General features: G+C 65.5%; 24 protein-coding genes. 4 read left to right on the forward strand and 20 right to left on the reverse strand.

The genetic code is table 11. The features are described 5' to 3' along the window. Positions 1-336 precede the first annotated feature (336 nt). The 5 genes from BLM15_RS22105 to BLM15_RS22125 all read right to left on the reverse strand — a co-directional run bounded on the left by BLM15_RS22105 (position 337) and on the right by BLM15_RS22125 (position 6,528). Entirely contained in the window at positions 337-2,208 is a 1,872-nt protein-coding gene (locus BLM15_RS22105) for a DUF2264 domain-containing protein (protein ID WP_126114775.1), read from the reverse strand. Between the two features lie 74 nt (positions 2,209-2,282). Next, on the reverse strand, positions 2,283-3,566 hold the full coding sequence (locus BLM15_RS22110; protein WP_126114776.1) for an ABC transporter substrate-binding protein: 1,284 nt from the start codon (positions 3,564-3,566) through the stop codon (positions 2,283-2,285). A 47-nt stretch (positions 3,567-3,613) separates the two neighbouring features. After that, positions 3,614-4,696 (reverse strand): ABC transporter ATP-binding protein, encoded by a 1,083-nt coding sequence (locus BLM15_RS22115; RefSeq protein WP_126114777.1) that lies wholly within the window; start codon positions 4,694-4,696, stop codon positions 3,614-3,616. A gap of 34 nt (positions 4,697-4,730) precedes the next feature. Next, positions 4,731-5,483, reverse strand: a complete 753-nt coding sequence (locus BLM15_RS22120) for a carbohydrate ABC transporter permease (protein ID WP_236846792.1) — start codon at positions 5,481-5,483, stop codon at positions 4,731-4,733. A gap of 133 nt (positions 5,484-5,616) precedes the next feature. Then, positions 5,617-6,528, reverse strand: coding sequence for a carbohydrate ABC transporter permease (locus BLM15_RS22125; RefSeq protein WP_126114779.1), 912 nt, complete (start codon positions 6,526-6,528; stop codon positions 5,617-5,619). 130 nt (positions 6,529-6,658) lie between these two features. Between BLM15_RS22125 and BLM15_RS22130 the strand changes: the two genes are divergently transcribed. After that, positions 6,659-7,858 carry a YyaL domain-containing protein gene (locus BLM15_RS22130; RefSeq protein ID WP_164547603.1) on the forward strand — a complete coding sequence of 400 codons (1,200 nt, stop codon included), beginning with the start codon at positions 6,659-6,661 and terminating at the stop codon, positions 7,856-7,858. A 58-nt stretch (positions 7,859-7,916) separates the two neighbouring features. Then, positions 7,917-8,969, forward strand: a complete 1,053-nt coding sequence (locus tag BLM15_RS22135) for a LacI family DNA-binding transcriptional regulator (RefSeq protein ID WP_126114781.1) — start codon at positions 7,917-7,919, stop codon at positions 8,967-8,969. A gap of 277 nt (positions 8,970-9,246) precedes the next feature. On the opposite strand, the gene BLM15_RS22140 is transcribed toward BLM15_RS22135, so the two are convergent. The 12 genes from BLM15_RS22140 to BLM15_RS22195 form a co-directional block, all read right to left on the reverse strand. Beyond that, positions 9,247-9,888 carry an alpha/beta hydrolase family protein gene (locus BLM15_RS22140; protein WP_126114782.1) on the reverse strand — a complete coding sequence of 214 codons (642 nt, stop codon included), beginning with the start codon at positions 9,886-9,888 and terminating at the stop codon, positions 9,247-9,249. A gap of 109 nt (positions 9,889-9,997) precedes the next feature. Next, positions 9,998-10,978 carry an ABC transporter ATP-binding protein gene (locus BLM15_RS22145; RefSeq protein ID WP_126114783.1) on the reverse strand — a complete coding sequence of 327 codons (981 nt, stop codon included), beginning with the start codon at positions 10,976-10,978 and terminating at the stop codon, positions 9,998-10,000. Then, positions 10,975-12,015, reverse strand: a complete 1,041-nt coding sequence (locus tag BLM15_RS22150) for an ABC transporter ATP-binding protein (protein WP_206438554.1) — start codon at positions 12,013-12,015, stop codon at positions 10,975-10,977. The genes BLM15_RS22145 and BLM15_RS22150 overlap by 4 nt, the downstream gene beginning before the upstream one ends. 3 nt (positions 12,016-12,018) lie before the next feature. Beyond that, entirely contained in the window at positions 12,019-12,912 is an 894-nt protein-coding gene (locus BLM15_RS22155; RefSeq protein ID WP_126114784.1) for an ABC transporter permease, read from the reverse strand. A gap of 1 nt (position 12,913) precedes the next feature. Further along, on the reverse strand, positions 12,914-13,867 hold the full coding sequence (locus BLM15_RS22160) for an ABC transporter permease (protein ID WP_126114785.1): 954 nt from the start codon (positions 13,865-13,867) through the stop codon (positions 12,914-12,916). Between the two features lie 27 nt (positions 13,868-13,894). Next, the gene (locus BLM15_RS22165) at positions 13,895-15,493 is read right to left on the reverse strand and encodes an ABC transporter substrate-binding protein (protein ID WP_126114786.1); all 1,599 of its coding nucleotides are present in this window, start codon (positions 15,491-15,493) and stop codon (positions 13,895-13,897) included. A 204-nt stretch (positions 15,494-15,697) separates the two neighbouring features. After that, positions 15,698-17,350 carry an ABC transporter substrate-binding protein gene (locus tag BLM15_RS22170; protein ID WP_126114787.1) on the reverse strand — a complete coding sequence of 551 codons (1,653 nt, stop codon included), beginning with the start codon at positions 17,348-17,350 and terminating at the stop codon, positions 15,698-15,700. 360 nt (positions 17,351-17,710) lie between these two features. Next, the gene (locus tag BLM15_RS22175) at positions 17,711-18,415 is read right to left on the reverse strand and encodes a fumarylacetoacetate hydrolase family protein (RefSeq protein WP_126114788.1); all 705 of its coding nucleotides are present in this window, start codon (positions 18,413-18,415) and stop codon (positions 17,711-17,713) included. Positions 18,416-18,447: 32 nt separating this feature from the next. Then, entirely contained in the window at positions 18,448-19,200 is a 753-nt protein-coding gene (locus BLM15_RS22180; RefSeq protein ID WP_126114789.1) for an ABC transporter permease, read from the reverse strand. 9 nt (positions 19,201-19,209) lie between these two features. After that, positions 19,210-20,037 (reverse strand): ABC transporter ATP-binding protein, encoded by an 828-nt coding sequence (locus BLM15_RS22185; protein ID WP_442859390.1) that lies wholly within the window; start codon positions 20,035-20,037, stop codon positions 19,210-19,212. Further along, positions 20,034-20,852 carry an ABC transporter permease gene (locus BLM15_RS22190; RefSeq protein WP_236846380.1) on the reverse strand — a complete coding sequence of 273 codons (819 nt, stop codon included), beginning with the start codon at positions 20,850-20,852 and terminating at the stop codon, positions 20,034-20,036. The genes BLM15_RS22185 and BLM15_RS22190 overlap by 4 nt, the downstream gene beginning before the upstream one ends. Before the next feature lie 93 nt (positions 20,853-20,945). Then, a complete protein-coding gene (locus BLM15_RS22195; RefSeq protein ID WP_126114790.1) occupies positions 20,946-21,932 on the reverse strand; it encodes an ABC transporter substrate-binding protein in 987 nt (328 codons plus the stop codon). A 225-nt stretch (positions 21,933-22,157) separates the two neighbouring features. Between BLM15_RS22195 and BLM15_RS22200 the strand changes: the two genes are divergently transcribed. Further along, the gene (locus tag BLM15_RS22200) at positions 22,158-22,856 is read left to right on the forward strand and encodes a FadR/GntR family transcriptional regulator (RefSeq protein WP_126114791.1); all 699 of its coding nucleotides are present in this window, start codon (positions 22,158-22,160) and stop codon (positions 22,854-22,856) included. A 243-nt stretch (positions 22,857-23,099) separates the two neighbouring features. Here BLM15_RS22200 and BLM15_RS22205 read toward each other — a convergent pair whose 3' ends face one another. Beyond that, on the reverse strand, positions 23,100-23,507 hold the full coding sequence (locus tag BLM15_RS22205; protein WP_164547604.1) for a helix-turn-helix domain-containing protein: 408 nt from the start codon (positions 23,505-23,507) through the stop codon (positions 23,100-23,102). Between the two features lie 214 nt (positions 23,508-23,721). Here BLM15_RS22205 and BLM15_RS22210 point away from each other — a divergent pair, with 214 nt between their 5' ends. After that, complete coding sequence (locus BLM15_RS22210; protein WP_126114793.1) at positions 23,722-24,528, forward strand: DUF72 domain-containing protein; 807 nt, start codon at positions 23,722-23,724, stop codon at positions 24,526-24,528. A gap of 3 nt (positions 24,529-24,531) precedes the next feature. Here the strand turns inward: BLM15_RS22210 and BLM15_RS22215 are convergent, their stop codons facing one another. Beyond that, a complete protein-coding gene (locus tag BLM15_RS22215; protein WP_126114794.1) occupies positions 24,532-25,014 on the reverse strand; it encodes a YbaK/EbsC family protein in 483 nt (160 codons plus the stop codon). Then, a complete protein-coding gene (locus BLM15_RS22220; RefSeq protein ID WP_126114795.1) occupies positions 25,011-25,289 on the reverse strand; it encodes a hypothetical protein in 279 nt (92 codons plus the stop codon). Before BLM15_RS22220 ends, BLM15_RS22215 begins: the two co-directional genes overlap by 4 nt. Position 25,290 lies beyond the last annotated feature (1 nt).

Below are 25,290 nucleotides of genomic sequence, written 5' to 3' on the forward strand. Positions count from 1 at the left end.
GCGCTGGAGCCGTCCTAATCGGCGTGAAAAGCAACTCGACTTGGCTAGTCGATCGCTCCAACTGCGACATCTGCAGAACATATATGGCAATTCCGCTTGGCGAAAAAACAACAGAGAAGCGGAGTCCCCTGACGTGGCAAGCCGGGGTTTCCGAGTTGTTCGGGTTACACTGCCGATTGTCTCAGAGCGCACCAAAAGGTTCGAGATAGGCTAAGCTTCGCCCCATCTGCGGCACCGCCAATCGGGCTGTCCCGGAGCGGACCTTCCTGATGTCAGGAATGGGCCAGGAGCAGACCCTCGCAGCAACTGTCGGTGGTCTCGGGCCTTCCGCATCGCTCAGCCCGGGCGCCGCATCAGGCTGATCGACCGGCCGAACTGCGCGATCCTGTCCTTGAGTGCGGCCAGGTCCGGCGGTGTCCGCCGGATCGCCTGGACCGAAACGTCGAGCTCCGCCGAGCGCGGGCCGGCCATCACGGCGCAGGCCAGGACCGCCCCTCCCACCGGCAGCTCTCCGACCAGCTGCGGGACCAGCGTCTTCGCTGCGACCAGGTTGGTGTTGGGCGGCGCGATCTGGGCCTTGCCGTCGCGTCGGAGGCTCGGCGAGAGATCGAACAGCGCTGACAGATCCGCCGGCGTCCGGATGATGGCTTCTCCGGGCTCCGCGCGGTGCCCCTCGACAGGTCCTGGTGGACGCGGGATTGCGAAGCCGCCTTCGACCGTCATGAGCCGGCGTGGCGTCGTGATGCGATGCACCCGGACATGGTGGTCGTCCTGCCAGTACAGCCAGCTCTCGACCGTGACATCGGCGTAGGGGCGCCAGCGCGCGAACAGCAGGTCGCCGGCGAGCAGCACCTCCTCGTTGTATTCGCGGAAGCGGTAATGCTGGCCGTCGGTGCTGAAGCCGATCATGTTGTCGAGGACGGCTTCTGACAAGCGGAGGGGATCGCTCTCGACGCTGAAACCATAGCGCGCGGAATAGGCGAACTTCGCGTATTTCTGCGCGCCGAGGCGACCCCAGCGATTGGTCGGCTCGGTCTGCTGGCCGCAGACCAGCGCGACGGCATCTCCTGGGGGATTGGCCACCACCATGCCGGCATGACGCAGCACCGCGGGGGCCGGGCGTGGCGGGCAGGCCTCTTCCTTTGCCGCCCAGAACGGATGCTCCTCCGGCAGGGCGAGCGGCAGGAAGGCCTTGAAGGCCCAGTAGGGTGACTGCGGCGAGTTGTAGCTCTCGCACATGAGCAGGTCGGGATAGCCATAGCCGACGGGCAGGATGCCGTCGCGCTCGGCCATGGGGCGCTGCGCCCACCAGCGCAGATTGCGCAGGTAGAAGCCCTTGATCTGGCCCCAGGGCAGCGCCTCCTCGCCGATCAGCGCGAGCGCCCCCCAGAAGCCGGCGATGGCGAAGCGGTAGGTCATCGAGCGCCCGAAGGCGAGCGCCGGACCGTCATCGGCGAACCAGCGCGCGATGTCGGGCGCGATCAGCCGGGCGCGCTCGCGATAGGCGTCGGCGCGGCTGCCTCCCTGCAGGGCGGCGAGCAGCGGGCCGTAGAAGTGAAAGGCGAACGGGACGTAGTGGTCGGCGCGCCGGACATTGCCGTCGCTGTACCAGCCGTCGCCGAGATAGAACGCTTCGATCTCCTCGGCGTAGCGCTCGTCGAGCGAGCGGTCGTAGTCGGCGCCGACGCTGCCCAGCGCCATGCCGATCATCAACCGGAAGAACTTCCAGTTGTTGTCGGCGAAGTCGCAACCGTGGCCGCGCCGGAGATAGTCGGTGACCTGCGCCCTCGCCCGGGCGTCGAGAGGCTCCCAGAGCTTGTCGGGCACCAGGCGCAGGGCGAAGCCGATCGCGGCCAGTTCGACCAGTCGCTGGTCGACCTGGCCCGGCCAGCCCCAGAATTCCGGATGGTCGGGATCGCAGCCATTGGCGAGGCCCCGCGCGATCGGACCCCAGTCGATCCAGTCGGCGCCTCCCGCCTGGGCCGGAGCCAGGCCCCAGAGCAGGCGCGCATAGCCTTCCATATCCGCCGGCGCCTGGTCGAAATGAGCGGCGGTGGCCGAGAGGCGCAAGCGCGCTCCGCCGGCGGAACGGTAGCGCTCGACCGGCTCCGCCAGGGCGCGCAGCGCCATTTCGACATCGGCGCGACTGCGCAGCGGATTGCCGGACCAGGGGCGGAAGAGCCCTTCCGGGTAGATGGTATCGCTCATGGTCGCCTGGCGCCGTCCAGCGTTTCTCTCGAAGCGGAGCGCCGGACTGCGCTCCGCGATGGTCATGCGCCGCGCTACGGCTTGATGATGCGCAAGGCGTCGGCGAGCAGCTGCTCGCCGGCCTTGGTCGGGCTGAGCTGTCCGAACGCGACCTTGTCGGCAATCGACCGGAAAGAACGCTCGTCGAACTCGGAGGTGCCGAGCGGATAAGGCGGCGGATAGGGGACGACCCGCCCCTCGATCGCCTTGAGGTAGTCGAGGACCTTGCGCTCCAGCGGGTCGATCGTCGGCGCGATAGCCGCCATGACATCGAGATTGACCGGGGCGCCGCGCTCAACCCCAAGCACCTTACCGGCTTCGACGTCGTTGACGAAGAAGTCGATGAAGCGGGCGGCCAGTTCGGGCGACTTGGCGGTGCTCGCGATCGACCAGTGCAGACCCGGCCGGTAGAACAGGCCGGACGGTGTGGATGCGCTCTGGATCGGTAGCGACGTGATATCGAGCGGTGCTTTGGCGACCGCCTGATAGGCCGCCAGGAGATTGGAGTAGGACAGCGTCATGACGGCGTTTCCGCGCGCCATCTGGTTGCTGTCGACATTGGCCTTGTCGAGAGCCTGGACTTCGGCATTGGCGCAGCCGCCTGCCTTGGCGAGTGCGTCCCAATAGGCGAACCACTCGGCGCCGTCCTTGGCGTCGAAGCCCGGCCGGCCTTCTGCCGTGAAGATCAGCTTGCCGCGCTGGAGGAGCCAGGACTGGAAGGTCTGCATATAGCGCGAGCAGTTGCCGACGGCCCATACGTTCTTCTTGCCCATCGCCTTGGTCAGGTCGACGCAGAGCTTGGCGAACTGGTCCCAGGTCGTCGTGGCTGTGGGCGGCGCGATGCCGGTCTCCTTGAACGGCTCGGCATGATAGAGCAGCGCGAAGGCGTTGAGCGACAGGGGCATGCCGGTGACCTTGCCGTCGACCGTGCCGAGCGCCAGCACGCCGGGCGAGAGCCGGTCGGTCCGGATGATCTTGCCGAGGTATTCGTCCAGCGGCCGGGTGGCGCCCCGGCGGCTGTAATCGGGGAAGCGGCCGGGCTCGAGCTGGTAGATGTCGGGCGCATTGCCGCCGGCGATCATGGTCGTCAGCTTCGACCAGTAGTCGGCGCCGCCGACCTCGCCATTGATCTTGACGCCGGCATTGGCCGCCTCGAACAGCCGGGCGGCGCCAAGCGTCCGCTCCGTGCGGGTGGGCGTGCCCCACCAGTAGAGCCGCATGACCGTCTCAGCGGCCAGGGCGTTGAAGCCGGCGGCTGGTGCGAGGGCGGTGGCGCCGAGCGCCAGACCACCGCGCAGGGTGTCACGTCTGCTGAGCATGTCTCTCTCCTCCCCGTATATCGTTGTTGTCGTCGTTGATTCCGGTTTCAGCTGTTCAGGCGCAGTCCGTCGCTTCCAAAGAGATGGCAGCCTCCCGCCATGGCGCCGACCGGCAGGCTGTCGCCAGCGCTGATCCGGCGCTGGCCTTCGAGCACCACATTGAGAGCTTGGCCGTCGGGCAGGCGGCCATAGGCGATGGTCTGGCCGCCGAGCTGTTCGACATGGACGATGGCGAGCGTGCCGAGGTCGATCTCGGCAATGCCACCGGTGATCACATGTTCCGGCCGGACTCCGAGCGTCAGCGGCTCGCTGCCATCGATCCCGCGCTGGGTCGGCAAGCTGAACCGGCTGGCGCCGAGGCCGATCGTGGCGGCATCGCCACCGCCGTTCGCAGCGGTGACATCGAGAAAATTCATCTTCGGCGAGCCGATGAAGCCGGCGACGAAGCGGTTGGCCGGCTTGTTGTAGATGTCGAGCGGCGTGCCATGCTGCTCGACGATGCCGGCCCGCAGCACCACGATCCGGTCGGCCAGCGTCATCGCCTCGACCTGGTCATGCGTGACGTAGATCATGGTCGCGCCGATATCGGCATGAAGCTTGGCGATCTCGACCCGGGTCTGGACGCGCAGCTCGGCATCGAGATTGGACAGCGGCTCGTCGAACAGGAAGACCTTCGGGTCTCGCACGATGGCGCGGCCAATGGCGACGCGCTGGCGCTGGCCGCCCGAGAGCTGCCGTGGCTTGCGCTCGAGCAGCGGGGTGATCTGCAGGATCTCGGCGGCCTTGCGCACGCGCCTGTCGATCTCGGCCTTCGCCATTCGTGCCGTCTCGAGGCCGAACGACATGTTCTTGTAGACGCTCATATGCGGATAGAGCGCATAGGACTGGAAGACCATGGCGATGCCGCGCTGCGATGCCGCGGTGTCGTTCATCCTGATGCCGCCGATCGACAATTCGCCGCCGGAGATCGGCTCGAGGCCGGCGATCATCCTGAGCAGGGTCGACTTGCCGCAGCCGGAGGGGCCGACGAAGACGACAAACTCGCCGCTCGTGATCGACAGATCGACGCCACGGATGACCTCGACGGCGCCGAAGCGCTTCTGAACCTGCGTGAGCGATAGCGTTGTCATCTCGGCTGTCGTCCGGTGGGGCAAAGGGGGCGGGTCATCGTTTCATGCCAGTCGTGGCGATGCCCTCGATCAGGAGGCGCTGGAACATCAGGAACAGGATGAAGATCGGCAGGACGGTGAGCGTCGACATGGCGAAGAGCGCGCCCCAGTCCGATTGCCCGGCCGAGTCGACGAAGGTGCGCAGACCGAGCTGGGCCGTGTATTTCTCGATGTCGTTCAGGTAGATCAGCGGCGCGAAGAAATCGTCCCAGGTCCAGATGAAAGAGAATACCGCGGCGGTCGCCAGAACCGGCGTCGACAGCGGCAGGATGACCTTCAGGAAGATGCGCAGCGGCCCGCAGCCGTCCATGACCGCCGCCTCGTCGAGCTCACGCGGGATGCCGCGGAAGAACTGCACCATCAGGAAGACGAAGAAGGCGTCGACAGCGAGGAATTTCGGGATCGTCAGCGGCAGGATGGTGTTCACCCAGCCGAGCTTCAGGAACATGATGTATTGCGGGATCAGCACAGCATGCTGGGGCAGCATCAGCGTGCCCAGCATCATGGCGAACCAGAAGCCCCGGCCCCGGAAACGCAGCCGCGTGAAGGCATAGGCCGCCATCGCGCAGGACATCACGTTGCCGATGACGACCAGCATCGAGATCAGCAGCGAGTTGAGGAAGAGTTGGCTGAAGCCGACGCTCAAACCATTCCAGCCGCGGCGATAGGCGTCGAAGGTCGGAGCCTGCGGGATCAGCGAGGTCGAATGGAAGATCTCGGAGTCCGGCCTCAGCGAACTCGCCACCATCCAGAGCAGCGGATAGAGCAGCACGAAGGTCACGGCGAGCAGCAGCGCATAGGCGAAGGCGCGCCGCCAGGGCGAAGCGCTGTCGGCCCGGCTCAGCGCCGCCGGAAACGCGATGGCGGGAGCCCGGACCACTTCAGTCATCGTAGTGTACCCAGTAGCGCGCCGACAGGAACGAAAGCGCGGTGAAGGCCGCGATGATCAGCACCAGGATCCAGGCCAGCGCCGAAGCGTAACCGAAGCGGAAGTTCGTGAACGCTTCCTGGTAGAGATAGAGGGTGTAGAACAGCGTCGAGTCGATCGGGCCGCCGGTGCCGTCGCTAATCACAAAGGCCGAGGTGAAGGCCTTGAACGCGTCGATCGTCTGGATGACGGCATTGAAGAAGATCACCGGCGTCAGCAAAGGCAGGGTGATCTTGAAGAATTGCCGGACGGGTTGGGCGCCGTCAATGCTGGCCGCCTCGTAGATGTCCTGCGGGATTTGGCGTAAGCCCGCGAGGAAGATGATCATCGACGAGCCGAACTGCCATACCGCCAGCAGGACGAGCGTGTAGAGCGAGGTCGACGGGTTCGCGATCCAGCTTGGCCCTTCATAGCCGAACAGCGCGTGCAGGGCCTGATTGAGCAGCCCGTCGCCGGCGAAGACCTGACGCCAGAGCACGGCGATCGCGACGCTGCCCCCGATCAGCGAGGGCAGGTAGAACACCGCCCGGAAGAAGGAGAGCCCAGTCAGGCCCTTGTTCAGGGCAACCGCCACGCCGAGGGCGAAGATCAGCTTGAGCGGCACCGACAGCAGCACGAAGGTGAAGGTCACCGTCAGCGCCGTGACGAAACGCGGGTCGTCGGTGGCGATCCGGGTGTAGTTCTCGATGCCGACCCAGTTCGGCGCTGACAGGCCGCTATAGTCGGTCAGCGATAGGTAGAAGGACGCGGCGACCGGCCCGAGCGTCAGCAGCAGGAAGCCGAGCAGCCACGGCAGCAGAAAGCCGTAGCCGGCGAGGTCGTCCCGTTGGACGGCGCGCGCACTCGCAGCTGCGGCGTTGGGCATCGGCTCCTCCCCAGGGCCTCTCGGTGTTGTCAAACGATAGGAAAGAAAAATATCTGCTTCAATAGAAATTTTCGTTATTGACGAAATTAATTTGTTGATGCGAAAACTGCTTGTCCACGGGAGACGAGCGATGCGCATCGAGCGAAGCACCTATTTCTCAACGGTTGAGGCTGCCGCCGCCGCGAGGCGCGACACGCGGCCTCACCAGGAGGCGCTGGAGCGCTGCGTCGCCAAGTTGCGTCAGACCATGCCGGTGATCGGCCTGCGCAATCCGAAGATCGGCCTGCCCGGCAACAGCTGGGTCTATTGCGGACCGTATGACTGGGTGGTCAGCTTCCAGGCTGGACAGCTCTGGCTGGCGCTGCAGTTGACGGGAGATCCCGTGTTCCTCAACGCGGCTCGGGCGCGGCGGGCGGTGTTCCGCGGCATCCTTGCCTATCAGAACGCGCAGAACCACGATCTCGGCTTCCAGTTTTCGCTGAGCTGCGTGGCCGAATGGCTGATGACGGGAGACGACGAGGCGCATGAGATGGCGCTCGCCGCGGCAAGGCAGCTGGTCGCCCGCTACCGGCCCGACGGGCGCTACATCCAGGCCTGGAACGCCAGGCAGGTTCATTCCCAGCGCATGCAGGCCGAATTCGCCAATGGCCGGATCATCGCGGACACGATGCAGAATCTCGCGCTGCTCTACTGGGCCCATCGCGAGACCGGCCGGGCGGACTTCCGCGAGGCGGCCGACGCACATGCACAGACCACGCTCGAACATATCGTCCGGCCCGACGACACCTCCTTCCACACCTTCGTCTTTGACATCGCCAGCGGCAAGCCGCTGCGCGGCGAGACCCATCAGGGCTATGCCGACGCGTCCTGCTGGTCGCGCGGGCAGGCCTGGCTGGTCCATGGCTTCGCGCAGTCGGCCGTGACAACGGGCAATCCGGCCTATGCCGACGCGGCCCGGCGGCTGGCGACCAAGGCCGAGGCGCTGATGGAAGGGGATGCCGTGCCGGCCTGGGATTTCGGCGCGCCGGACCAGCGCGGGACGCATCGCGACAGTTCGGCCGCCGCGATCATGGCGGCGGGCGTCTATCTGCTGGCGGATCAATCCGAGCCTGAGGAGGCGGCGCGCTGGCGCGCACTGGGCGACCGGCTGCTCGCCGGCCTGCTCGATCACTGCGATCTGACCCGCGATCCAAAGGCGCTTGGGCTCCTCGCCCACGGTGCCTCGCATGTCAGGGCCGGCTATGCCGATACGATGCTTCCCTATGGTGATTATTACTTTATGGAGGCGTTGATGCGCTCGCTTGGTCACGACCAGTTCTTCTGGTCGTAAAGCGGCGTTCCAATTCCTGTCTCTCCCTGTGTGGGAGCGGTGTGCAGAAGTGGTCCGGATGAGTGAAGACGAGACCCTGGCGCCGACGCTGCGCGACATCGCCGATGCCGCGGGAGTCTCGGTCGCGTCCGTCTCCAAGGTGCTGAACAATCGCGGTGGCGTCAGCGACGAGAGCCGCCGTCGGATTCTCGGTCTGGCGGAGCAACTGGGCTATCAGGGCAATCGCAGCGCCCGCTCGCTGCAGAAGGCTGGCGTCGATGGCGCGGTGCTCGTCATTCCGGCGGAGGCTTATTCGAACTCGCAGTTCTACGAGGGCGTCGTCCAGAGTGTCATTGCGGAAGCTGTGGCGAACTCGCTGAAGCTCGATGTCCGGCTGACCTCACATGCCGATGGCAGGGTCGTCGCGGAGCTGGACGAGTTGCTCGGTGCCCGGCCAAGGGCGGTCATGGCCGTCGGCATGGACGACCCCGTCGTCATCGACAGGCTCGTCGCCTCGAAACTGCCGGCGGTGCTGGTCAACGGCATGGACCGCACGATGCGGCTCGATTGCGTGCTGCCCGACAATTGGAGCGCCGGCTGGCTGGCGACGCGCCGGCTGCTGGCGGCCGGCCACCGGCGCATCGTGCATGTGGCCTCGCGGCATCGCCTGTCGATGCAACGCCGTCTTGAGGGCTTCAAGATGGCGCTGGAGGAGGCCGGGATCGACTTCGATCCCGACATGCACCTGATCGACCTGCTGCAGATGCGGGTCGAGCTGCCCCAGGCGCAGCGTGCGATCAGGCAGGCCCTGCAGGACGGGCGCCTCGATGGCGTGACCGCGTTCTTCTGCGCGACCGACGTGGTCGCGCTCAGCGTGATGCAGGGATTGCAGAGCGAAGGCGTCAGGGTTCCCGACGACATCTCCATCATCGGAATCGACGACATCTCGATCGCGACCCATAGCCGGCCGCCTTTGACCACGATCCGGATCGACCGGGGCGAGCTCGGACGACTCGGCGTGCAATCCCTGATGCGCCGTATCGCCGACCCCGAGGCCAGCATCCTGCGCGTGAATATCGGTGTCAGGCTGATCGAGCGGGCCACCATAGGCCAGCTCCCGCCCGCCGCTTAGCTGCGCCCGCCGCCGATCTCCAAGAAGATCGAAACAAACCAGACCGCCTGTAGGCTGCGGATATTCCAGACCAACGTTGAGAGGGCGAGGTGCCACAACACGGCGGAAGCTCGTCTCGACGAGATCTGGACCTGTACCTCGATTTCAACTGAGTATGCTGTCCAGCCAGCGGGTTCGCAGTTCTGTTTGGCGCCACCGGACATTCAGTCCCGACCAGCAAGCAGACATCCACCGCCCATCGATCAGAACCGGTAAACGTTGAATGCGCTGATTGTGCTTAGCCCCCCGGGCTCGTCACGCGCTCAGCCCAGGTCGAAACCGCTTCAGCCATGGTCTTGAGATGGTCAGTTGCCGAAAAGCCGGAGATGCTTTTTCGGGGCTTCAGGTCGTGATCGCCATCCTCGAGCCATAAAAGCTCGATCAGCGGAGACAGCGCGTAGGCTGATACATCCTCCCGGGTGCCGAATTCGTCCCGCGTCCCCTGCGCAATAAGCGTCGGTGTCTTCAGACCGGCTAGGTGAGCTGTTCTCAGCTGCTCCGGCTTGCCGGGTGGATGAAAGGGGTAGCCGAGGCATAGAAGACCATGGATCTGGCCCGCCGCGAGGAGCTCGTCGGCAACCATGCTCGCCACGCGGCCGCCCATCGACTTGCCGCCGATGATGAGGGGTCCCTTGCTGTCGAGTGCGTCGATGGCGGCGAGGTATTGCGGGTTCAGTTTTTCGGCGCGTGGCGGCGGCGCACGGCGCCCGTCCGTCCGCCTGCCCGCCATATAGTCGAACTCGAACCGCGCGACGAGAAAGCCCGCTCCGCCCAGAGCCTTGGCGGCCGCCGTCATGGATGGCGAGTCCATCGGGGCTCCGGCTCCGTGAGCCAGCAGAATGGTCACTTTGGCTTGTTCGGGACCGTCGAAAAGAAACATCACGCCGTCCTGTGTTGCCAAGCCTCTCTGCATATCCAGGCAGCTTATCGCGCTTGCACGCAGGCGCCATCCTGTCGCGAAGGCGCGCGCAACTGCGGCGGGAGCGAGGTCAGGCCGGAGCGAGCGCGGCCTCCACGCGGGTGCAGCGCACGAGCCGGCCTTCGCCGAGCGCCACTGCCGGCGGCAAGCCCGTCCGGCAGGCGTCCTCCGCCTGCTTGCAGCGCGGCGCGAAGGAGCAGGAGGAGGGCGCCTCGTTCAGCGGCGGCGGCGCGCCGGGGATGGCTTCGAGCCGCTCTCCCTTCTTCGCGCCATGCAGGTTGGCGGCGAGGAGGCCGCGCGTATAGGGATGGCGCGGATCCCTCAGCAGCTCGCGCACCGTGCCGGTCTCGACGATCTGGCCGGCATACATCACGGCGAGACGGTCCGAGACCTCGACGGCGACGCCGATGTCGTGGGTGACGAAGATCACGCCCATGCCGAGATCGCGCTGGAGTTGGCGCAGCAGCAGCAGGATCTGGATCTGCACGGTCGCGTCGAGCGCTGTCGTCGGCTCGTCGGCGAGCAGGAGCTTTGGGCGCGCCGCGAGCGCGAGCGCGATCATGGCGCGCTGGCGCATGCCACCGGACATCTCGTGCGGATAGGCTTTCAGACGGCGCTCGGGGGAGGGGATGCGCACCAGTTCGAGCAGTTCGAGCGCGCGCGCCATCGCCTGCTTCGCCGAGAGCTTCTCATGCCGCCTGATCGCCTCGGCGATCTGCTCGCCGACCGTATAGACCGGGTCGAGCGCCAGAGCCGGATCCTGGAAGATCATCGAGGTGACGGCGCCGCGATAGTCCGCGAGCTCCTGCGGCCCGAGCGCCAGCACATCCTTGCCGTCGACCATGACCTTGCCGCCGATATCGGTCCGGTTCTCCGGCAGCAGCCTGAGCAGCGTCTTCAGCGTCACGCTCTTGCCGGAGCCGGATTCGCCGAGGATACCGAGCACCTTGCCGGGCTCCAGCGTCAGCGAGACGCCGTTGACCGCATGGACCGTCTGCGCGCCCTTGAAGCGCACGGTGACGTTTTCCATCGCGACGAGAGGCGGGCTCATGCCGCATCCTCCAGCGCGGGGGCGCGGCTGTGGCCGGAGCCGGGGATTTCCATGTGGCAGGCGGCAAGCCGCTCGCCGGCGCCGACCGGCGTCAATGCCGGCTTGACCTTGGAGCAGACCGTCTGCGCCTGCGGGCAGCGTGGATGGAAGCGGCAGCCCTCGGGCGGGTTGATCGGGTTTGGCGGGTCGCCGGCGAGAGGCGCCTCCATCGTCCGGTTGTCCGGGTCCATCGATGGCATCGCCGACAGCAACGCCTTCGTATAGGGATGGCGCGGATCGTCGTAGAGCTCGTCGACCGGCCCGATCTCCACGACCTCGCCGAGATACATCACCATGACGCGGTCGCTGATGAAGCGGACGACGTTGAGGTCGTGCGAGATGAAGATGTAGGTCAGCCCGAATTCCTCGCGCAGATCCATCAGCAGGTTGAGCACCTGCGCCTCGACAGACTTGTCGAGTGCCGAGACGGCCTCGTCGAGGATGACGAGGCGCGGCCCCAGAGCCAGCGCGCGGGCGATGTTGACGCGCTGGCGCTGGCCGCCGGAGAGTTCGTGCGGGTAGCGCGCCGCGAACCGGGCCGGATCGAGCCCGACGCGGGCGAGCAGGTCGCGGGCCCGCAGGATCGCCCCGGATTTCGGGACACCATGCACGGTGGGACCGAAGGCGATCGAATCCTCGATGGTCAGCCGCGGGTTGAGCGAGGCGAACGAGTCCTGGAAGACCATCTGCGCCTGGCGGCGATAGTCCTTGAGCGAGAGCGCGCTGCTGCCGACGGCCTCGCCGTCGAACAGCATCTCGCCCTTGTCCTGGGCGATCAGCTGCATGACGACGCGCGCGGTGGTCGACTTGCCGCAGCCGGATTCGCCGACGACGCCGAGCGTCTCGCCCTTCAGCACCTGGAAATCGACGCCGTCGACCGCCCGCACCACCGCGCCGCGCCCGAGCGGAAAATGCTTGGTCAGCATGCGCGCCTCGAGCAGCGGGGTGCCGGCGCCGCCGCGATCGATTCCGTCCTCGGCGTGGAGCGAGAGCGACATGGGTCAGCCTTTCACGTCCATGGCCGAGCGCAGCCCGTCCGACAACAGGTTGAAGGAGATCGAGGTGATGAAGATCGCGACGCCCGGCAGCGCCGCGACCCAGGGCTGGACATAGATCGCGGTACGCAGCGTGTTCAGCATCAAGCCCCATTCCGGGGTCGGCGGCTTGGTGCCCAGGCCGAGGAAGGACAGACCCGAGGCCAGGATCATCGAGACCGAGATCAGGCTGGTGGCATAGACGAAGATCGGCCCGAGCACATTGCCGAGGACATGGACGCGGATGATCGTGCCGGAGCCCGCGCCCGAGGCACGCGCCGCCTCGACATAGTCCATCGAGCGCACCTGCGTCGTAACGCTCTCGGCAATGCGCGCGATCGGCGGGATGAACACGATGGTCAGCGAGAGCAGCGAGTTGAAGACACCGGCACCGAGCGCGCCCGACAGTGCGATCGCCAGCAGCACCGAGGGGAAGGCGTAGAAGATGTCGACGGTGCGCATCGTGACGGTGTTGAACTTGCCGCCGAAGAAGCCGGCCGAGACGCCGATCACTGAGCCGACGGCGAAGGCGATGAACACCGGCACGACGCCCATGAACAGGGACAGCCGCGCGCCATGGATCAGGCGCGAGAGCATGTCGCGGCCGAGCTCGTCGGCGCCGAGCGGGTAGCCCGGCGTCCCGATTGGGCGCAGGCGCCGGAGCATCGAGGAGCGGGTCGGGTCGGCCGGCGCGATATAGTCGGCGAAGATCGCCATCAGGATGATCGCCAGCACGACGAGGCCGGCGCCGACCGCGACCTTGTCGCGCTTGAAGCGCCTGAAGACGCCGGACCAGTAGCCCGGCGAGCGCAGCGGCTGCGTGATCGCAACCGGGACCGCACCTGTGGTGATCGCGCTCATCTCAGCGCCTCCTGACGCGCGGGTCGAGCAGGCCCTGGACGATGTCGACCAAGACGTTGAGCCCGACGAAGAACATCGCCAGCACCAGGATCGTGCCCTGCAGCAGCGGCAGGTCACGCTGGAAGATGGCGTTGCCGAGCAGGAAGCCGGTACCCGGCCAGGAGAACACCGTCTCGATCAGGATCGAGCCGCCGAGCAGGTAGCCGAGCTGCAGGCCCATCACCGCGAGTGCGGTCGGCGCGGCGTTCTTCACGACATGGCGGAAGACGCCGAAATCCATCAGCCCCTTGGCCCGCAGGGCCGGGACGAATTCCTGGTTCAGGATGTCGGCGACCAGCGCCCTGACCGTGCGCGAGATGATGCCCATCGGGATCACCGACATGGTGACCGCCGGTAGGATCATGTGGCTGACATGCTCCCAGTCCCATTTCCAGGCTGCCGAGCCGCCCGGCCCGGCGCCGCCCGGCGGCAACCAGCCGAGCTGCACCGAGAAGACGATGACCAGCACCATGCCGAGCCAGTAATGCGGCACGCTGACGCCGAGCACCGCCAGCGTCGAGGCGAACTTGTCGAGGAAGGAGCCGCGGAAATAGCCGGCGACGAAGCCGAAGAAGCAGCCGAGCACGAAGCCGATCACGGTGGCGAGGCAGGCGATCAGCAAGGTGTTGCCGACGGCGCGCCAGACCTCGGCGGCAACCGGCCGCCCAGTTGCGATCGAGGTGCCAAGATCGCCCTGCAGCGCCTTCCACAGCCAGAGCCCGAACTGCACCGGCAGTGGCCGGTCGAAGCCGTAGATCTTGCGCAGCTCGTCCTGCATCTGCTGCGAGGCGTCGGGCGGCAGCACCGAGGTCAGCGGGTCGCCCGGCGCGATATGCACGAGCAGGAAGCAGAACACGCTGACGCCGAGCGCCACCGGCAGCACATAGAGGACGCGCTTGGCGAGATAGATCAGCATGGCCGGCGCCGCGCTTTCATCGCCGCCTCACTTGTCCATCGAGATCGGCGAAAAGTCCTGGAACCAGTTCTGGGCCTGGACGAACCCCTTGACCTTGGGCGAGAGCGCCCGCGGGTTGACGTCGTGCGTCACCATCAGGAAGAGCGCGTCGTCGACGTATTTCTCATGCGTCTTCTGCAGGGTCTTCAACTGCTCGGCCGGGTCGAAGGTGGTGCGGATCTGCGTGAAGAGCGCGTCCATCTCCGGATCGCAATAGAGGCCCCAATTGGTGCCGGCAGGCGGCTTGAGATCGCATTGCAGATGCCGGATCAGCCCGGTGAAGGGGTCCTGGATGAAGTAGGTGTAGTTCATCCCCGTCGCCTTGCGCGAAGATTCATGATTGGCGCCGGCGCGCCAGATATTGATCAGCGTGTTCCACTCGACCACCTCGAAATCGACCTTGATGCCGACCTCGGCGAGGTTCTGCTGCACGAACTCGTTCATCGGCAGCGGCTGCATCTGGCCCGAGCCCGAGGGCGCGATCAGGATGCGGGTTTGCAGCGGCTTTGCCGGCGAGTAGCCGGCCTCGGCGAGCAGCTTCTTGGCCTCGGCCTGGTCGAGCCTGAGCTTGAATTTCGGGTTGCCGAACCATTGATGGCCGGGCGGATAGAAGCCCTCGGCCGGGATCATCATGCCACCGAGCAGCTCTTTCAGCCCCTCGCGATCGACGGCGAGATTGGCCGCCTTGCGCACGCGGATGTCGTTCCAGGGCGAGCCTTCCGCCCGCGACAGATGCCAGGTCCAGTTATGCGGATAGGCGTTGGTGACGATCTTGAAACCGGCGCCCTTCAACGAAGGGATCAGGTCCGGCGACGGCGCCTCGATCCAGTCGACCTGCCCGCCGCGCAGCGCCGCGGCGCGGGCATTGGCCTCCGGCAGCGGCAGCAGCACGAGCCTGTCGAGCTTGGGCACGCGCGCCTTGTCCCAATAGTCCTTGAACGGCGAGAGCTCGGCCCGCTCGCGCGGCTGGAAGGCGGTGAGCTGCCAGGGGCCGGTGCCGGACGGGGTCTTGGCGAAGGCCTCCCAGCTCTTGCCGAGCTTCTCCCATTGCGCCGGGGAGGACATGAGGATCCAGGCGAGCTGGTAGGGCAGCGTCGCGTCGGGCGATTTGGTGGTGACCTCGACCTTGTATTTGTCGATCACCCTGTAGGCGGCGGCGGCCGGGATGCGCGAACGCCCCTGCGCCGCCTGGCGCTGGTCGAATTGCGGGCTGTCGGTCTTGAGCAGCTTGTCGAGGTTCCAGACCACGGCCTCGGCGGTGAACTCCGAGCCGTCATGGAACTTCACGCCCTCGCGCAAAGTGAAGACCCATTTGGTCTTGTCGGCGGCATCGACCGCCCAGGCGGTGGCGAGGCCAGGCTTTAGATCGGAGGGCTTGTCGGCGCTGGAGAGGTCCCAGTTGATCAGCGCGTCATAGACCGTATAGCCCATGAAGCGCTGGCCCTCGCCGCCCTGGTCGGTCTGGCCGGTGGTCAGCGGGATGTCGGACGCCGTCATTCCGATCCGCAGGATGCCCTGGGCGGAAACCTGCTGCGCGAATAGCGCGACGCCGGCGGCGAGCGACAAGGCGAGAGCGGAACGGATCATCGGCCACCTTTGATCTGGACGTGTTCTGAAATCGGCTCAGCAAGCGCCGTGCCATGTGCAGAGGCGCCAACCCTTGCCGTCATGCTCGCCCTTGTGGCGAGCATCCACGTCTTGGACGCCGCCCTTGGCGAAGGAAGACGTGGATGGTCGGGACAAGCCCGACCATGACGATAGGGGCTCGGTTCAGTGCGGAAACCGCCGTCGTCACTCCATCGACATCGGCGCGAGGTCGATGAACCAGCTCTTGGGCTGGACCACGCCCTTGACCTTGGCCGAGAGCGCGCGGGGGCCGACATCATGCGCCACCCAGACGAAGGGAGCCTCCTCGACGATGCGGGCATGGAGCTTGGCCAGCGCCGCGTCGCGGGCGGTGCCATCGAAGGAGGTGCGGGCGTCGGCGATCAGCTTGTCGAACTCGTCATTGCCGAAATAGCCCCAGTTGTTGGAGACCGGCGGGAAGGTCTTGGTCGAGACGAAGCGGACCATGGCGAAGAACGGGTCCATCGCCGCATAGGTGACGTTGGTCGCGTTGGCGCCGCGCGCATTGGCGTGCTTGGCGCCCTCGCGCCAGTTGGTGAAGACGGCGTTCCATTCGCCGACCTCGAGTGCGACGTCGAAATAGCAGTCCTTCAGCGCCTGCTGCATGAACTCGTTCATCGGCAGAGGCTGCATCTGGCCCGAGCCCGAGGCCGAGGTCAGCACCTTCACCTTCGCCGGCTTCGATGCCGAGAAGCCGGCTTCGGTCATCAGCTTCTTGGCGGCGTCGAGGTCGTATTTGATCTCGAACTTCGGATTGCCCCACCAGGGATGGCCGGGCGGCACCGTGCCCTTGGGCACCTCCATCAACCCGCCGAGCAGGGTCTTCAGCTCGTCGCGGTTGACGCAGAGATTGGCGGCGTGGCGCACCTTCTTGTCGAGCCAGACCGAGCCTTCGGCGAAGGAGAGTTGCCAGGGCCAGACATGCGGCTGGGCGTTGGTATAGATCGAGAAGCCGCGCTGCTTGATCTGCGGCACCGCGTCGGGCGACGGCGCCTCGATCCAGTCTACCTGGCCGGAGAGCAGCGCCGCGGTGCGGGCATTCGCCTCCGGCAGCGGCAGCAGCACGACGCGGTCGATCTTCGGCACCCGCTTGGGGTCCCAATAGCTCTTGTTGGCGACCATCTCGAAGCGCTCGCGCGGCGAGAGCTTGACGCCCTTGAACGGGCCGGTCCCGGACGGATCAGCCGAGAAGGCGGCCCAGGCCTGCTTGGCGCGCTCGGCCGGCTCGGTCACCGAGGCCGGCACCGCCGCGAGCTTGGCTGCCCAATGCGCAGGCGATGCCATGTAGAGATTGGTCAGGTTTATCGGCAGGAAGGCGTCGGGCTCCGAGGTGGTGAGCTCGACGGTCAGCGGGTCGACGACCTTAGCCGTCTTGAGGGTCGGCATGCGCGAGACGGTGACGCCGATCTGGTCCGGGGCGAACTGCGCCGCCTCTTTGTTGAGCACCTTGTCGACATTCCAGACGACGGCGGCGGCATCGAAGGCCGAGCCGTCCTGGAACTTCACGCCCGGGCGCAGCTTGAACACCCATTTCGTCTTGTCGCCGGCGTCGACCGCCCACTCCGTGGCGAGGCCGGGAATGACGACGCTCGCCTTGTCGGCCGAGGACAGGTCCCAGTTGGTCAACCCGTCATACATCGGGATGCCGGTGAAGCGGTTGCCTTCAAAGCCCTGATCGGGTTGGCCATGAGTGCGCGGGATATCCGCGGCGGTCATGCCAATGCGCAGCACTTTTTCCTGTGCCAGCGAGGCGCCCGCGAGCGTGGTTGAAAAACCGAGCGCCAGCATGACGGCGCGCGTGATGGATTTGGACGACATGACGGTGCTCCCCTCGAGGCCCGGCGTTGGTTCGCGCGGATCGAGGGAGAGCTAGCAACGCGCGTGCCATGGGACCCCGGTGGGCCGTCAGAGGCAAAGCGGAAGGCGTTAGTTGCAGCTTTGAGCCAGCCTTGGAGCGCTTTTTTGGAATGCCTTGTGTGGGTGGCTCCCGCGTTGCAAGTGGCGAAGTAGGCTAACTGCCGACACTCAGCGCCCTCGCTTGATTCTCTAGACTTCTGGGTTTGAGGAAGGTGCCGACGGAGCACTCGCGACAAGCATCCGTCGACGCCTTTTCTGGAAACCTTCCTTCCGCTGCACTGCCAATGCGAGCCTGCCTGCAGCGGCCGTATTCGGCGCCGCTCAGGTCACCTTGGTGTGTAACGTGCCGATGCCCTCGATATGACCTTCCATCACATCGCCGCGCACGATCGCACCGACGCCGGAGGGGGTGCCCGACATGATCAGGTCGCCCGGCTGAAGCTCGAACAGGCCGGAGAGATAGGAGATCATCTCCGGCACCTTCCAGATCATGTGGTTGAGATCGCCCTGCTGGCGGATATCGCCGTTGACCTTGAGCCAGATCGCCCCGTTCTCGGGATGGCCGATCGTGCTCGCCGGAACGATCTCGCCCATCGGCGCGGAATGCTCGAAGGCCTTGCCGATCTCCCAGGGCCGGCTCGCCTTCTTGCACTCGTCCTGCAGGTCGCGCCGGGTCATGTCGAGGCCGACGGCATAGCCGTAGACGTGGTCGAGCGCGCTTTCGAGGGGAATGTCCTTGCCGCCCTTGGCGAGGGCAACGATCATCTCGATTTCGTGGTGAACATTGCTGCTGCGCGGCGGATAGGGGAAGTCGCCGCCATCGAGGACGACGTTGTCGGGGTTCTTCTGGAAGAAGAAGGGCGCCTCGCGGTTCGGGTCCCCGCCCATCTCGATCGTATGGGCGGCGTAGTTGCGGCCGACGCAATAGATGCGGTGAACCGGGAAGCGGCTTTGCGTCCCGCGCACGGAAAGCGAAACCGGCGCCGGGGCCTGGACGACATGGTTCTGAGGCGTAGCGATGTTCATCTTGCATGATCCTTCGTTGGCAAGAGGATTGGTCAGCGCGAGGCGGCGTAATAGGCGAACCGACGTTCGAGCCCGGCCAGCAACTCGTTGAGGGTGAAGGCGAAGCTGAAGAGCACGAGCAGCAGCGCCCAGAAGTGCTCCATCAGGAAGTGCGACTGGTAGATCTCGAACAACGTGCCGAATCCGACGACGGAGACGAGCAACTGCCCGATGACCACCCCCTTGACCGCGCGGATCATGCCCAGCCGGATGCCCGCCAGGATTTCGGGCAGCGCCGCCCAGAGATAGATCCGGCTGAAGGCCTGCCAGCCATTGGCGCCGAAGCTGCGGGCCATCTCGACCAGCGAGGGCGAAATGGCGCGGATGCCGGCGCGGGTGTTGAGGACGATGATCCACATCGAGAACAGCACGACGACGAGGACAATCGTCGTCTCGCCGAGCCCGAACAGCACCATGATCACCGGGACCAGTGCGCTGAGCGGTGCCGAGAGGAAGAGGTTCACCCAGGGCAGGAGCAGCCGGTCGGCGATGACCGAGCGGCCCATCAGGATCCCGAGCGGGACGCCGATGCTGATCGCGATGGCATTGCCGAGCAAGAAGGCGCGGCCGGTAATCTGGAGCGCGTCGAGGAACGAAGCGGTCGGGACGATCTCGAAGACACGCCAGATAATGCGCGACAGCGGCGGCAGAATGAAGCCGGCGTCAGTATGGCCGGCAATCTCCCAGATCACGGCCCAGACGATCAGCGACGTCATCATGGGAAGGCGAATGCCGGAAATGACCATGGCCAGCCCCTAATCCAGATAATGCTTGAGCTGCTGCCAGATGTCCTCGACGACATCGAGATAGGCGCTGTCGCGCCGGATCTTCTCCGGATCGCCGCCGCGCACGATCCTCGGCTCGATGATGGCCGAGACGCGGCTCGGGCGGCGCGAGAGCAGCGCAATCCGATCGGAGACATAGACCGCCTCTTCGATGCTGTGCGTCACGAAGATGAACGACTTGCCCTCGTTGGCGACGAGCTCGAGCAGCTCCTCCTGGAATTTGCGGCGCGTCTGCTCGTCGACGGCCGAGAAGGGCTCGTCCATCAGCACGACCTTGGCGTCGACCGCGAGCGCACGGGCAAGGCCGACGCGCTGGCGCATGCCACCCGAGAGCTCGTGCGGGTATTTTCGCTCGAAACCCTTGAGGCCGACGCGCGCGATGTGGCGTTCGGCGATCGCCTCGCGCTCACCATGGGTCACACCGCGCAATTCGAGCCCGAAGGCGACGTTGCGGATGACGCTCGCCCAGGGCATCAGCGCGAAATCCTGGAAGACGAAGGCGCGTTCGGGGCCCGGCCCCTTCACCTCGCGGCCATCGACGAAGACCTGGCCGCCGCTGGCCGGGATCAGGCCGGCGATGATCTTCAGCAGCGTGGTCTTGCCGCAGCCGGACGGGCCGAGCAGGGTCGTCAGCCGCCCCTCCGGAAAATCCAGCGATATGCCGCTGAGCGCCTCGATGCCACCCGCATAGGTCTTCGAGACGCTTTTGACCTCGACGATCGGCCGCGTGGCGAGGGGCGGGATCGGCGCGGAACCTGACATCTGCCGGGGTTCGGCAGGAGCGATGTTCGGGGTCATAAGCGGCTCTCCGGTCGGAACAGGGTGAGCTCGATCCGCTCCAGCAGCTCGATGAACAGGACCGAGAACACGATGATGGCGAGAATGGCCGCGTACATCTTCGGATAGTCGGCGACCGACTGGTTGTAGGAGATCACGTCGCCGATACCGGTCGGCGTGATCAGCAACTCGGCGAGGATCACGCCGATGAAGGCGGCTGCGCAGCCGAGCCGCAGACCGGCGAAAATCATCGGGCTCGCGGCGGGCAGGATGACGAGGCGGATGCTCTGGCTGCGCGTGGCGAGAAAGGACCGGCTCATTTCCAGAAGCGATCTAGGCGTGTTGCGCACCGCGCCCAGCGTGTTCAGCACGATGACCGGCATCGCCATGATGCAGACGGTCATGATCTTGGCGGTGAGCCCGATGCCGTAGGCGAAGGTCAGGACCGGGATGAGCGCGGCCAGCGGCGCCGCCTGGGCGATCACGAAGACGGGTGCGATCAGCCATTCCGAAGGCTCGTGCAGGCCCATCAGCACGCCGAGCGCCACGCCGAGCAGGACCGAGGCGGCGAGACCGATCACGAGGGGATGGAGGGTGATCAGAAAGGCCTTGAACAGGGTCCCGTCGGCGATGATCGCACTGAGGCCGCCCATGGTTTCGAGGAAGGTCGGAAAGGCCGGGCTCAATGGAATCCGCCCAGCATATTCCCAAAGTGCCAGCACCGCCGCGAAGGAAACCAGCCGCAGGACCAGCGGGTGGATCAGCGCGTCGCGCCAATAGCTGGCCGGAGGCTCACGGCGCGTCGGGAGGGCAGTGGCAAGGTCGGAAATCTGCAAGGGAGGTCACTCCGCTTGTAAGAGCCGCAGCGAGGGGCAGGCCGGGCTGTTATCGCGCGGCATGCCGGTTGGCCGGATAGGGGCGAGCTCGGCCTAGCTGCCCAATGCCTTGCGTGCCCGCTCGAGCGGCGCGAGATACCAGAAGTCCTCGACCTTCAGCTCCGCCGCCGGCCCCTGCATCTGTCCGGCCTCGGCGTAAAACTCGAAATCGGCCTTCGCGATTTCGGCACTGCCGCCGGTCGGCGCATAGACGCCCTCCTTGGTCGCCATCGTGTAGAATTTGGTGATGCCCTCCAGCACCTCCTTCGGCTGGTCGGCCATCAGCTTGCGCTTGGTGCGCTCCTGCTCGACGATTCCCGGATTGGCCGCCATCTCCTGCCAGAGCCGCAGGAATTCGGTGACGATGACGTCCACCTGCTTCTCGTTCTTCTTGATCCACTCGATCTGCCCGAACAGGGTCTCGTCGGAGGCCGGCTCGCTGACGCCGGGGAGGACATGGAAACGGTCGCCCGCCTTCTCCAGCAGCAGGTTCTTGTTGGCGAGGTCGACGACGGTGGCTTTGATCTGGCCCTTCATCATGCCGATGATCCGGTTCTCGGAACCGGGCACGTAGCTGCGCTCGCCGAACTGGATGCCTTCGCGCTTGGCGATGATGTTGCCGATGGCCTCCGTCCCCGTCGCACGGGCATGGAAGGTGATCGGCTGGCCGTTCATGTCCTTCCACGATTTGTAGGACTTGTCGGCGACCGGGAAGAAGACGAGCCGCGTGCCCTGGAAGAGCACGCGTAGCGGCGCCTTGCTCTTCTGCACGACGGCATAGGGCGTGCCGATGCCCAGATCCGCCTGGCCGTTGATCACGGCCTGGATGGCGAGATCCTCCTTCGAGAAATGCGTCACCTGATAGTCGACGCCTTTCTCCTTGGCGCGCTCGAGCGCGACGATCATCGCGAGCGTCTCGGTCGACAGCACGTCTCCGAGCGCCACCCGGACCTTGCTTTGCGCCTGCGCGGCCACGCTCCCGATCGTCAGGGTGGCGGCGACGGCAAACACGGCGGACAGCCTTCTTCCCAAGAGATTCATGACGACTCCTCCCAGAGTTCTGTTTGGTCTTTTGCGCGATCTGGTCGCAACCAATTTTATTTTGGGTAGTGTCATACCCCGTATTGATCCTGTCAAGGCAAAGATAACCTCTGAAACGGCCGGAATTTCGGCTCGAAAGCCAGACTGTTTCAACCAATTTCAAAATGGTTGCAATCACCGCCCATCCATGGAATCAAGGTATTGTCACTCACCGCCGGTCGCCGCATGATGGATCAGACAGTCGATTCCCCACCCGATGCCGCCGTCTCGGGCGTCCTGACGCAGCTCTATGGTTTTCTCTCCGCCGCGAGGCTGCCGGATGACGGGCGCCTGCCACCGGAGCGGGAGCTCGCCGAACTCCTCGGCGTCAAGCGCGCCGAACTGCGCAAGGGCCTGGCGGTGCTCGAGCGCGAGGGCCAGCTCTGGCGCCATGTCGGCAAGGGCACCTTCGTCGGGCCGCGGCCACCGCAATTGCTGGACATCTCGGATCTGGCGCAGCGCAGCAATCCGCTCCAGGTGATGAAGGCGCGCATCGGCCTCGAGCCTGAACTTGCCCGCCTCGCCGCGATCAACGCCACCGCGGCCGAGGTCACCACGCTCGCCGAGCTGAATACCGCCTGCCGCGCCTCGACGACCTGGCGCGAATACGAGGCTTACGACGCGCGCTTCCACCATCAGATCGCTGAGGCGGCGCATAACCCGATCTTGCTCGCGCTACTCGAAGCGCTGAACGCCGTGCGCCGCGCCGTCACCTGGGGGCGGCCACGGCCGAGCCACAGCAGCCCGCCCGCCGATCACCATAGCTTCGACGACCATGACCGGATCGTCGACGCCATCGCCCACCGTGAACCCGCGGGGGCCGCCGACGCGATGCGCCGGCATCTTCAGAACGTCGAGGACCGGCTGATCGGGCGCTCGCCATGAGACAAAGAGCGTCCCGAACAGGGATGTCCGCCTTCTGGCGACTGGCCGATGTCGGCTTATGGCGCGCTGCGGACGCGGGCGTTCGCAGAATTCGCCTGAGCAACAAGGATAGGACCGAACTCTTGAAAAAACTGTCGGTGGTTTCAGGCCCCGCAACCAAATACCCCTGCATACCAAAACCCCGACCGCCTCGCGGTCGGGGTTTGTTGTTCGAGGGGCACAAAGCCCGGGATTCTAAGCGAGCTATGTTCCCTGGCCATCGAGTTCTGCGAGGAACTCCGTGAGATACGCCAAGGCGCTCAGCGTACCTTGATCCTTTATGTTCGCTGTTGCTTGCTTAACTCTCGAGCGCGATGCAGCAGCTGGCTCTTCCTTGTAGCGTTCCTGTTCGACGTCGGTGAAACCGGCAACCGCGACCAGTGCCGCCATACCTCTGCTAAGCTCTCGTGGCGGGATATCTAGGAAGCTCGCCAGCTTCATTAGGAGTGCGGAGCTCGCGTGGCTGACACCACGTTCATAGCTGGTATATTGCGTCTCACTCACATTGAGAGCCTGCGCTACCAGCGTTCGGCTCAGTCGCGACGCAAGCCGAAAACGCCGCATCCGATCGCCAACAACACGCTTGAACTGCGCCCGCCAATCGCGATCCATCGACACTCCTCGATACCGCTCTCCTAGCGTGCATCGTGACATAAGATGCGGTCAATAGCTGTAGCTAGGGCCCTGCGCCAAGGGCCGAGCAGGTGAGGTCCGCATTGCGATCACGTCAGCAGCAACAGGAAGCATCATGCTGCCGCCTATCGACAGTGCCGGCAGCGTACTACCCTACCAATCAGTTTGAGCGACACGGTTGAGGATGCGAACCATGGCCACCAGCACAGCCGGGAAGATCCATATCGGCATTGGCGGCTGGGTGTTCGAGCCCTGGCGCGGCGTGTTCTATCCGGACAAGCTCTCGCAGAAGCGCGAGCTCGAATATGCCGCAAGCATGCTGACCTCGATCGAGATCAACGGCACCTATTACGGCTCGCAGAAGCCCGAAAGCTTCGCCAGATGGCGGGCCGAGACGCCCGATGGCTTCATCTTCGCGCTGAAGGGCTCGCGCTTCTGCACCAATCGCCGGGTGCTGGCCGAGGCCGGCCCTTCGGTTGAGAAGTTCGTGACCTCCGGCCTCAGCGAGCTCAAGGAGAAGCTCGGTCCGATCAACTGGCAGTTCATGGCGACCAAGGCCTTCGACCCGGCCGATTTCGAGGCCTTCCTGAAGCTGCTGCCGAAGGACGTCGACGGCGTTTCGTTGCGCCACGCCGTGGAAGTGCGCCATCCCAGCTTCCGCTCGCCCGATTTCGTCGCCCTGCTGCGCGAGTATCGCGTCGCGGCGATCATTTCGGGCGATTCCGACTTTCCGCAGATCGCCGACGTGACGGCGCCCTTCGTCTATGCCCGGATCATGGGGACCAAAGAGGCGGAGCCGCAGGGTTATACCGGAAAGCAGCTCGATGGCTGGACCGGCCGCGCGAAAGATTGGGCAAAGGGCGGTGCGCCCGAGGATCTGGAGCTGGTCGCGCCCGCCGCGGAGAAGACGCCGCGCGACGTCTTCCTCTATGTCATCAGCGGCGACAAGGTCCGCAATCCCGCCGCGGCGATGGCGCTGATCGAGCGCGTCGGCAGCTGAGGCTTACTGCGCGGCCAAGGCCGCGGGCTCCTGGCAGACATCGACCCACTGCGCGCCCGTCAGCGCCGCCATGCGGTCCGGGCTGATGCGCACCGCAGTCTGGGTCGAGCCGGCCGCGGGCACGACCTCGTCGAAGACCTTGAGCGAGACGTCGCAATAGACCGGCAGCGGGCTCGGCAGGCCGAACGGGCAGACGCCGCCGACCGGATGACCGGTGATGGCGACGACCTCGTCGAGATCGAGCATGCGCGGCTTGGCGCCAAAGGCGGCCTTGGTCTTCTTGTTGTCGAGGCGGGCATCGCCGCGCGTCACCAGCAAGACGATGCGCTCACCGAGGCGGAAGGACAGGGTCTTGGCGATGCGGGCTGGCTCGACGCCGAAGGCCTGCGCCGCCAGCGTCACCGTGGCACTGCTGCCGTCGGTTTCGAGGATGGCGATATCGGGTGCATGCTCGGCGAAGAAGGCGCGGACGGATTCAAGGCTCACGAGACACCTCTGCCGAAGCGCCACCAGACCAGTCCTGCGACTAGCGCCGGCACGCCGAAGACAACGAGCAAGATCGGGACTTCCTGCAGGAAGGTATAGCCGGCGCGGTTGATGCCGATGATCAGATTGATCACCGAGGCGACGAACCAGAGCGGGATGAAGAGCTTCATCGCGAAGACGATCGGATGACGCCCGCCTGTGTTCAACCGCGGCGCGATCAGGAGCAAGGCGCCGAGAAGGGCAAAGCCCGCGGCGATGACCTTGACCGTGTGCATG

Origin of the sequence: Bosea sp. Tri-49 (genome assembly GCF_003952665.1) — a bacterium.
GTDB lineage: Bacteria > Pseudomonadota > Alphaproteobacteria > Rhizobiales > Beijerinckiaceae > Allobosea.

Coding starts and splice junctions, on each gene's coding strand:
- BLM15_RS22105 (WP_126114775.1), bottom strand. CDS start 2,208: ATGAGCGATACCATCTACCCGGAAGGGCTCTTCCGCCCCTGGTCCGGC.
- BLM15_RS22110 (WP_126114776.1), bottom strand. CDS start 3,566: ATGCTCAGCAGACGTGACACCCTGCGCGGTGGTCTGGCGCTCGGCGCC.
- BLM15_RS22115 (WP_126114777.1), bottom strand. CDS start 4,696: ATGACAACGCTATCGCTCACGCAGGTTCAGAAGCGCTTCGGCGCCGTC.
- BLM15_RS22120 (WP_236846792.1), bottom strand. CDS start 5,483: ATGGTGGCGAGTTCGCTGAGGCCGGACTCCGAGATCTTCCATTCGACC.
- BLM15_RS22125 (WP_126114779.1), bottom strand. CDS start 6,528: ATGCCCAACGCCGCAGCTGCGAGTGCGCGCGCCGTCCAACGGGACGAC.
- BLM15_RS22130 (WP_164547603.1), top strand. CDS start 6,659: ATGCGCATCGAGCGAAGCACCTATTTCTCAACGGTTGAGGCTGCCGCC.
- BLM15_RS22135 (WP_126114781.1), top strand. CDS start 7,917: ATGAGTGAAGACGAGACCCTGGCGCCGACGCTGCGCGACATCGCCGAT.
- BLM15_RS22140 (WP_126114782.1), bottom strand. CDS start 9,888: ATGTTTCTTTTCGACGGTCCCGAACAAGCCAAAGTGACCATTCTGCTG.
- BLM15_RS22145 (WP_126114783.1), bottom strand. CDS start 10,978: ATGAGCCCGCCTCTCGTCGCGATGGAAAACGTCACCGTGCGCTTCAAG.
- BLM15_RS22150 (WP_206438554.1), bottom strand. CDS start 12,015: ATGTCGCTCTCGCTCCACGCCGAGGACGGAATCGATCGCGGCGGCGCC.
- BLM15_RS22155 (WP_126114784.1), bottom strand. CDS start 12,912: ATGAGCGCGATCACCACAGGTGCGGTCCCGGTTGCGATCACGCAGCCG.
- BLM15_RS22160 (WP_126114785.1), bottom strand. CDS start 13,867: ATGCTGATCTATCTCGCCAAGCGCGTCCTCTATGTGCTGCCGGTGGCG.
- BLM15_RS22165 (WP_126114786.1), bottom strand. CDS start 15,493: ATGATCCGTTCCGCTCTCGCCTTGTCGCTCGCCGCCGGCGTCGCGCTA.
- BLM15_RS22170 (WP_126114787.1), bottom strand. CDS start 17,350: ATGTCGTCCAAATCCATCACGCGCGCCGTCATGCTGGCGCTCGGTTTT.
- BLM15_RS22175 (WP_126114788.1), bottom strand. CDS start 18,415: ATGAACATCGCTACGCCTCAGAACCATGTCGTCCAGGCCCCGGCGCCG.
- BLM15_RS22180 (WP_126114789.1), bottom strand. CDS start 19,200: ATGGTCATTTCCGGCATTCGCCTTCCCATGATGACGTCGCTGATCGTC.
- BLM15_RS22185 (WP_442859390.1), bottom strand. CDS start 20,037: ATGACCCCGAACATCGCTCCTGCCGAACCCCGGCAGATGTCAGGTTCC.
- BLM15_RS22195 (WP_126114790.1), bottom strand. CDS start 21,932: ATGAATCTCTTGGGAAGAAGGCTGTCCGCCGTGTTTGCCGTCGCCGCC.
- BLM15_RS22200 (WP_126114791.1), top strand. CDS start 22,158: ATGATGGATCAGACAGTCGATTCCCCACCCGATGCCGCCGTCTCGGGC.
- BLM15_RS22205 (WP_164547604.1), bottom strand. CDS start 23,507: ATGGATCGCGATTGGCGGGCGCAGTTCAAGCGTGTTGTTGGCGATCGG.
- BLM15_RS22210 (WP_126114793.1), top strand. CDS start 23,722: ATGGCCACCAGCACAGCCGGGAAGATCCATATCGGCATTGGCGGCTGG.
- BLM15_RS22220 (WP_126114795.1), bottom strand. CDS start 25,289: ATGCACACGGTCAAGGTCATCGCCGCGGGCTTTGCCCTTCTCGGCGCC.